This window comes from Thermus sp. FJN-A (assembly GCF_054655095.1).
The window spans coordinates 1-239 of record NZ_BAAHSC010000012.1 but is presented as its reverse complement, the minus strand read 5'-3'; the positions used below and the strand labels follow the sequence as shown (position 1 = coordinate 239).

Annotated in this window: 1 pseudogene; it reads right to left on the bottom strand. The window is 72.0% G+C overall.

Features of this window, described 5'->3' with window-relative positions:
* Window positions 1-239 (bottom strand): annotated as a pseudogene (locus ACYQ0J_RS00055) (ATP-binding protein); the annotation flags it as partial.

Below are 239 nucleotides of genomic sequence, written 5' to 3'. Positions count from 1 at the left end.
CCCCCCTTCCTTAGGGTCTCCGGGTGGACGGCCAGGACCAGGGTGGCCACCTCGGCGAAGGCCACCAGCCAGGGGACCACACTGGGGGTGAGGCCCGTGGCGTCGTCCACGACGAGGGTGACGGGGTTCACCCCTTCGGGGCGCTTGAGGGCCTTGAGGAGGCTCCTCGCCTTCTCCTCGTTCCCCGGGTAGCGCCTCTGCCAGGCCTTGAGGTCGGCCTCGAGGTCCCTCCCCCGCCC